Here is a 5,529-nt window from a genome sequence, read left to right as displayed (position 1 = left end):
GGCGCGGGGCGCGCTTGTCGCCGTCCTCGCGCCGCTCACGGCCCTCGCCGGAGTCGCCGGAGTCGCCGCCGTCGGCCTCGGCCACGGCGCCGTCCTCGTCGGGCGCGTCCTTGCCGGCGCGGTCGGCGGCCTCGCGCTCGACCACCTCGACCGGCACCAGCGACAGCTTGCCGCGCTGGTCGATCTCGGTGACCTCGACCTGGATCTTCTCGCCGACGCCGATGACGTCCTCGACGTTCTCGATCCGGGCGCCGCCGTGCAGCTTGCGGATCTGCGAGACGTGCAGCAGGCCGTCCTTGCCGGGCAGCAGCGACACGAACGCGCCGAACGTCGTGGTCTTGACGACGGTGCCGAGGAAGCGCTCGCCGACCTCGGGCATGTGCGGGTTGGCGATCGCGTTGATCGCCTGCCGCGCGGCCTCGGCGGACGGGCCGTCGGTCGCGCCGACGTAGATCGTGCCGTCGTCCTCGATCGTGATGTCGGCGCCGGTGTCGTCCTGGATCGAGTTGATCATCTTGCCCTTGGGGCCGATGACCTCGCCGATCTTGTCGACCGGGACCTTGATCGTGATGATCCGCGGCGCGTTCGGGCTCATCTCGGCGGGCGCCTCGATGGCCTCCTGCATCACGTCCAGGATCGCCAGCCGGGCGCCCTTGGCCTGCCGGAGCGCGGCGGCCAGCACCGAGGCGGGGATGCCGTCGAGCTTGGTGTCCAGCTGCAGCGCGGTGATCACGTCACGGGTGCCGGCGACCTTGAAGTCCATGTCGCCGAACGCGTCCTCGGCGCCGAGGATGTCGGTCAGCGTGACGTACTCGCCGCCCTCGTGGATCAGGCCCATCGCGATGCCCGCCACCATCTGCTTCAGCGGGACGCCCGCGTCCAGCAGCGACATGGTGGAGGCGCAGACCGAGCCCATCGAGGTGGAGCCGTTGGAGCCCAGCGCCTCCGACACCTGCCGGATCGCGTAGGGGAACTCCTCGCGCGTCGGCAGCACCGGGATCAGCGCCCGCTCGGCGAGCGCGCCGTGGCCGATCTCGCGGCGCTTCGGCGAGCCCACCCGGCCGGTCTCACCGGTCGAGTAGGGCGGGAAGTTGTAGTTGTGCATGTAGCGCTTGGTGCGCTCGGGGTTCAGCGTGTCGATCATCTGCTCCATGCGGAGCATGTTCAGCGTCGTCACGCCGAGGATCTGCGTCTCGCCGCGCTCGAACAGCGCCGAGCCGTGCACCCGCGGGATCACGTGCGCCTCGGCGGTGAGCTGGCGGATGTCCTTCAGCCCGCGGCCGTCGATGCGCAGCCCGTCGCGGATGACCCGCTCGCGGACCAGCTTCTTGGTCACCGCGCGGAACGCGGCGGAGATCTCCTTCTCGCGGCCCTCGAAGTCCTCGCCGAGCTTCTCGGCGGCACCGGCCTTCAGCTCGTCCAGCCGGGTCTCGCGCTCCTGCTTGGCGGCGATGGTCAGCGCCTGGCCGAGGTCCTCGGCGACGGCGGCGGTGACGGCCTCCAGCACGTCGTCCTGGTAGTCCAGGAAGACGGGGTACTCGGCGGTGTCCTTGGCGGCGACGGCCGCCAGGTCGCTCTGCGCCTTGCACAGCACCTTGATGAACGGCTTGGCCGCCTCCAGGCCCTGCGCGACGGTCTCCTCGGTCGGCGCCGTGGCGCCCTCGCCGACGAGCTTCAGCGTGTCGCGGGTGGACTCCGCCTCGACCATCATGATCGCGACGTCGCCGTCGGCCAGCACCCGGCCCGCGACCACCATGTCGAAGGTGGCGCGCTCGAGCTCGGGGTGGGTGGGGAAGCCGACCCACTGGCCGTCGATCAGCGCGACGCGGACGCCGCCGATCGGGCCGGAGAACGGCAGGCCCGCCAGCTGCGTGGACATCGACGCGGCGTTGATCGCCACCACGTCGTACAGGTGGTCGGGGTGCAGCGCCATGATCGTCTCGACGACCTGGATCTCGTTGCGCAGGCCCTTGGCGAACGACGGGCGCAGCGGCCGGTCGATCAGCCGGCAGGTCAGGATCGCGTCCTCGGACGGGCGGCCCTCGCGGCGGAAGAACGAGCCGGGGATGCGCCCGGCCGCGTACATCCGCTCCTCGACGTCCACGGTCAGCGGGAAGAAGTCCAGGTTGTCCTTGGGCTTCTTGGACGCGGTGGTCGCCGACAGGACCATCGTCTCGTCGTCGAGGTAGGCGACGGCGGAACCGGCCGCCTGGCGGGCCAGCCGGCCCGTCTCGAAACGGATGGTCCGGGTGCCGAACACGCCGTTGTCGATCACGGCCTCGGTGCTCTGCGCGCCATCGATGCGCACGGCTTCTGTCACGGGAAACCTCCTCAGGTCTCTACGTCGGTCCCCGCGGCCGTTTCCCGTGGCTTTCACGCTGCCGGTCTTCGATCGAAGCACCCGGATCGACAGGTCCGCCGATGGGGCGGAACGGATCCGGAAGCCACTACCGAGGACCGGCCCGCACCAGCGGTGTCCGCGAGGCTTGTCTCCAGTTGTCGGGCGGAGGGGATGCGCGGCCCCCGCCGGCCGAAAGCGAAGAGGGAGTGGCCCGGCGGACCACTCCCTCTCGGTGCTAGCGGCGCAGACCGAGTCGCTCGATCAGCTGCCGGTAGCGGTTGATGTCCTTGTTGCTCAGGTACTTCAGGAGCCGGCGACGACGGCCGACCAGCAGCAGGAGGCCGCGGCGGCTGTGGTGGTCGTGCTTGTGCTCCTTGAGGTGCTCGGTCAGATCGTTGATGCGGCGCGTCAGCAGCGCGACCTGGACCTCCGGCGATCCGGTGTCACCCTCAGTGGTCGCGTACTCGGCGATGATCTGGTTCTTCGTGGCGGTGTCGAGCGACACGTGGCTCCTTCGATGAGATCGTCACCCGCAGAGCCCGGGCCCGATGGGAGCGCGGGTCCGCATGGTGCGTGTTAGAGAGTGGTGAGCCGCATGAGGGTGCAGCCAACCGCGCCGGGGCCCATCCCAGCGACTATTCACCGTACCATGCCCGAAAGCCCCACCGTCACAGCGCGGAACCGGGACGATCACGCAGGGTGCCCTCCGCGCCGCGCTCAGCCCGCGGCGATCTCGCGGGCCCGGGCGACGTCCCGGTGCATCTCCTCGACCAGCGCCTCGACGGAGTCGAACTTCAGGGTGTCGCGGATGCGGGCGGCGAAGTCGACGGCCATGTGCTCGCCGTAGAGGTCGAGGTCGTCACGGTCCAGCGCGTACGCCTCGACCGTCCGCTCGCCCTCCCCCTCGAAGGTCGGGTTGGTGCCGATGGAGATCGCGGCGGGCCAGCGGAACCCCGGGTAGCGGTCGGAGTCGGCGGTCAGCCAGCCGCCGTACACGCCGTCGGCGGGGATCGCGGTGTGCGGCGGCGTCTCCAGGTTCGCCGTCGGGAAGCCGAGCGCCCGGCCCCGCTGGTGACCGCGCACGACCACGCCCTCCACCTGGTGCGGGCGGCCGAGCGCGGTCGCGGCGGCCTCGACCTCGCCCGCGGCCAGCCGCGACCGGATGTAGGTGGAGGAGATCGTGTCGCCGTTGGCGACCAGCGGCATGCCCTCGGCGCTGAAGTCGTACTTCTCGCCGAGCTCCCGGAGCAGTGCGACGTCGCCCTTGGCGCGGTGGCCGAAGCGGAAGTCCTCGCCGACGATGACGTGGGCCGCGTGCAGCCGCTCGACCAAGACGGACTGGACGAACTCGTCCGGCGGCACCTTGGACAGCTCCAGCGTGAACGGCACGACCACGACCGCGTCGGTGCCGAGCCCCTCCAGCAGCCCGACACGGCGCCGCGTGGGCGCCAGCAGCGGCGGGTGGGTGCCCGGCCGCACGACCTCGTCCGGGTGCGGGTCGAAGGTGATCACCACCGAGCGCAGCCCGCGCCGCCGGGCCTCCTCGGCGGCGGCGCCGACGATCCGCTGGTGGCCGCGGTGCACTCCGTCGAACACCCCGATGGTGACCACTGAACGGCCCCAGTCGGCGGGTACCTCGTCGAGGCCATGCCAGCGCCGCACCATGCTCTCCCTGTACTAGGACGTGCCTGCCCGGTTCATCCCTCGTCCCGGGTTCTTTCCGTCAACAAGAGTGCCATGCGCCGCCCCGCGGGGTTACCGGTGGGGCGTGCTTTCTCGCGCCGTCCGGGCTCAGCCGGACTGGTAGACCACCAGGGAGACCGCGATGTACTGAAGGACGTACGCGGCGAGGGTGCAGGCGTGGAAGACCTCGTGGAACCCGAACCAGCGCGGCGAGGGGTTCGGGCGCCGCAGCCCGTAGACGACTCCGCCCACGCTGTAGCAGACGCCTCCCACCGCGACCATCGCGCAGGCGGCGACCCCGGCCCCGGCCAGGAACTGCGGCAGGAAGAACACCGCGACCCAGCCGAGCACGATGTAGAGGGTGACGTAGAGCGCGCGCGGCGCGCCGATCCACGCCGTCCGGAACACGACGCCGGCGATCGCCCCGGTCCACACGATCGCCAGGACGGCGAGGCGGACGCCGCCGTCCAGCGCCACCACGGCGAACGGGGTGTAGGTCCCCGCGATGATCAGGTAGATGTTGGCGTGGTCGAACCGGCGCAGCACCTCGATCAGCCGGTGCGACCGCTGCCGGTGGTAGGTCCCCGAGACGCCGAACAGCATGGCCGAGGTCGCCACGTAGAGCGCCGAGGCGAGCCGCGCCTGCGGGGTCGGCCCCAGCGCGACCAGGACGAGCCCGGCCACGAGGACGGCCGGGAACGCGCCGAGATGGAGCCAGCCGCGCAGCCGCGGGCGGGTGGGGGACGGCGCGGGGGGACCGGGCGGTCCGTCGTCGACGTCCGGCATGTCATTGATGTCCGGCACGGTGCTCATGGGGGCGCCTCCTCGCCAAACGAACCTACGGTTACGTAGGTTACGCGCGCGTAAGTTAGCTCGCACGGGGCCGGCCGGGTGATGCTCGCCACGCCCGGCTCACCACCCCGGCTCCCCGCGCCGCGCGACCCCATCCTGCCCTCCCCGGGCGCCCTCGTGCGGGCTCGGCGGGCGCCCGTGGGACCATGAGCACACCCATGCCGCTCCAGCCCTGCTTCCGCCTCGCCCGCGCGGTGGTCTTCGCGACGGTCTGCCTGACCATGACCACCGCGGGTCACGCGTACGCGGCGCGTCTCTGCGTGCCGCCCGGCGCCGTGGTCCTCGGGTTCGCGCTGGTGACAGGGCTCTCATTGCTGCTGGCGGGCGCCGAACGGTCGTTCGGGACGATCCTCGGCGTCCTCACCGGCGCGCAGTTCGGGCTGCACGCGCTCTTCACCGCGGCGTCCGCCGGAACGGTGCACCACGGCATCCCGCCGCACGTGACGGCCGGGGGCTCCGGTGGTCTCGGCGGCATGACGCTCGTCCACCTCGGGACGGCCGTGGCCGCCGCGTGGTGGATGCGCCGGGGCGAGGCCGCGCTGTGGTCCCTGGCCCGGCGGATCTCCGCCGCGGCCGCCGGTGCCTGGCGTCCGCTCGTCACCGGCGCCCGTCCCGCCGTGCCGGCGGTCCTCCTCCCCCGTCCGCCGGGCCCG

At 71.9% G+C, this 5,529-nt stretch carries 5 protein-coding genes; 1 reads left to right on the top strand and 4 read right to left on the bottom strand.

Features of this window, described 5'->3' with window-relative positions; all coding sequences use genetic code 11:
* From E1291_RS38490 to trhA, 4 genes are all read right to left on the bottom strand, one after another.
* The coding region (locus E1291_RS38490; protein WP_242614647.1) for a polyribonucleotide nucleotidyltransferase at positions 1-2,302 on the bottom strand (2,302 nt) is incomplete at its 3' end.
* 274 nt (positions 2,303-2,576) lie between these two features.
* The gene (rpsO, locus tag E1291_RS38485) at positions 2,577-2,846 is read right to left on the bottom strand and encodes a 30S ribosomal protein S15 (protein WP_021599383.1); all 270 of its coding nucleotides are present in this window, start codon (positions 2,844-2,846) and stop codon (positions 2,577-2,579) included.
* A gap of 212 nt (positions 2,847-3,058) precedes the next feature.
* A complete protein-coding gene (locus E1291_RS38480; RefSeq protein ID WP_131742968.1) occupies positions 3,059-4,003 on the bottom strand; it encodes a bifunctional riboflavin kinase/FAD synthetase in 945 nt (314 codons plus the stop codon).
* Between the two features lie 129 nt (positions 4,004-4,132).
* Positions 4,133-4,810, bottom strand: coding sequence for a PAQR family membrane homeostasis protein TrhA (gene trhA, locus E1291_RS38475; protein ID WP_131742969.1), 678 nt, complete (start codon positions 4,808-4,810; stop codon positions 4,133-4,135).
* Between the two features lie 212 nt (positions 4,811-5,022).
* Between trhA and E1291_RS38470 the strand changes: the two genes are divergently transcribed.
* On the top strand, positions 5,023-5,529 hold a 507-nt coding region (locus tag E1291_RS38470; RefSeq protein ID WP_131742967.1), incomplete at its 3' end, for a hypothetical protein.

The sequence above is a fragment of the Actinomadura roseirufa genome (assembly GCF_900659635.1).
GTDB classification, from domain to species: domain Bacteria; phylum Actinomycetota; class Actinomycetes; order Streptosporangiales; family Streptosporangiaceae; genus Spirillospora; species Spirillospora roseirufa.
Note: the sequence above shows the minus strand (reverse complement) of the source record. Positions and strands in the feature narration are given on the sequence as shown.

Bases quoted from the DNA above. Each gene is read 5' to 3' on its own strand.
- trhA (WP_131742969.1), bottom strand. From the start codon at position 4,810: ATGCCGGACGTCGACGACGGACCGCCCGGTCCCCCCGCGCCGTCCCCC.